The sequence below is a fragment of the Streptomyces sp. NPDC059564 genome (genome assembly GCF_042735575.1).
Taxonomy (GTDB): Bacteria; Actinomycetota; Actinomycetes; order Streptomycetales; family Streptomycetaceae; genus Streptomyces.
The window spans coordinates 1-1,693 of the sequence record NZ_JBHWBP010000661.1 but is presented as its reverse complement, the minus strand read 5'-3'; the positions used below and the strand labels follow the sequence as shown (position 1 = coordinate 1,693).

The following is a 1,693-nucleotide window of genomic DNA, read 5'->3' as shown; positions in this document are numbered from 1 at the left end:
CACGTCGACGACGCTGATCACCACGAACGACCCGGTGAAGATCGCCGAGGACTTCGCGATGCTCCAGCACGTCTCGGACGGCCGCGTCGACGTCATGATGGGCCGTGGCAACACCGGCCCGGTCTACCCCTGGTTCGGCAAGGACATCCGCGACGGCATCGACCTCGCCATCGAGAACTACGCGCTGCTGCGGCGCCTGTGGGACGAGGACGTCGTGACCTGGAAGGGCAAGTTCCGCACGCCGCTGCAGTCCTTCACCTCCACCCCGCGGCCGCTCGACGGCGTCGCCCCCTTCGTGTGGCACGGCTCCATCCGCTCGCCGGAGATCGCCGAGCAGGCCGCGTACTACGGCGACGGTTTCTTCCACAACAACATCTTCTGGCCGGCCTCCCACACCCGGCAGATGGTGGACCTGTACCGGCAGCGCTACGCCCACTACGGGCACGGCACCCCCGAGCAGGCCATCGTCGGGCTCGGCGGCCAGGTGTTCATGCGCAAGAACTCGCAGGACGCGGTGCGCGAGTTCCGTCCGTACTTCGACAACGCACCGGTGTACGGCCACGGCCCGTCCCTGGAGGAGTTCACCTCCCAGACACCGCTGACCGTCGGCTCGCCCCAGCAGGTCATCGAGCGGACCCTGTCCTTCCGGGACTACGCCGGCGACTACCAGCGCCAGCTGTTCCTGATCGACCACGCGGGCCTGCCCCTGAAGACCGTCCTGGAGCAGCTCGACCTGCTCGGCGAGGAGGTCGTACCGGTGCTGCGCAAGGAGTTCGCGAACCTGCGCCCGGCCGGCGTGCCGGACGCGCCCACGCACGCGGCCCGCGTGACGGCGGCCCGGGAGACCGCGAAGGAGGAGACGCGGGGATGAAGCTCATCGTCGTATCGGCGGGGCTGGGTTCCCCCTCCTCGACGCGGCTGCTCGCCGACCGGCTCGCGGCCGCGGCGCTGGTTCACGTGGACGCCGAGCCCGAAGTGATCGAACTGAGGGACCTGGCGACCGAGATCGCCCAGCACCTCGTCACCGGGTTCCCGCCCGCCCGGCTGGCCGCCGCCCTCGACGCGGTGGCCGCCGCGGACGGCCTGATCGCCGTGACGCCGGTCTTCGCGGCCTCGTACAGCGGCCTGTTCAAGTCGTTCTTCGACGTCATCGACAAGGACGCCCTCACCGGGAAGCCGGTCCTCCTCGGCGCGACCGGCGGCACGGCCCGGCACTCGCTGGTCACCGAACACGCCATGCGCCCGCTGTTCACCCACTTGCGCGCGCTCGTCCTGCCGACAGCCGTGTACGCCGCCTCGGAGGACTGGGGCGAGGACGGGCTGGCGCAGCGCATCACCCGTGCGGGCACGGAGCTGGCGCGCTTCATCGCGTCCGCCACGGGGGCCGCCGTCCCGGATGTCGACACCACCGAGGCGATCGCGCCCCGCTCGCTGACCGGGGCGATCACGTCGACGGATCCGGCGGACGGCTTCGAGGTGGTCCCGTTCGAACAACGGCTGGCCGCCCTCCGCCGCTAACGCCCGCCCACCCGGCCGACGGGACGCACGGGATCGGCCGGCCCGGTCGGCGGTCATCCCGCGAGGCCGCCGCCGGGAGGGGACGTACGCCTCCTCGCTGGGGCTCTTCCACGGTGGGCGCGGCCGGCCCCAGCTAGCCCGGGGGTCGCGAAGGTGAGTCTGTCATGGAGGGGTG

At 71.7% G+C, this 1,693-nt stretch carries 2 protein-coding genes; both read left to right on the top strand.

Annotation, left to right across the window (positions count from 1 at the left end):
- Nucleotides 1–871, top strand: an 871-nt coding sequence (locus tag ACFV0Q_RS41415; RefSeq protein ID WP_385013260.1) for a CE1758 family FMN-dependent luciferase-like monooxygenase, incomplete at its 5' end; no start/stop codon positions are given.
- Nucleotides 868–1,518, top strand: coding sequence for a CE1759 family FMN reductase (locus ACFV0Q_RS41410; protein ID WP_385013258.1), 651 nt, complete (start codon nucleotides 868–870; stop codon nucleotides 1,516–1,518). The genes ACFV0Q_RS41415 and ACFV0Q_RS41410, both read left to right, overlap by 4 nt.
- The last annotated feature ends 175 nt before the right edge of the window (nucleotides 1,519–1,693 follow it).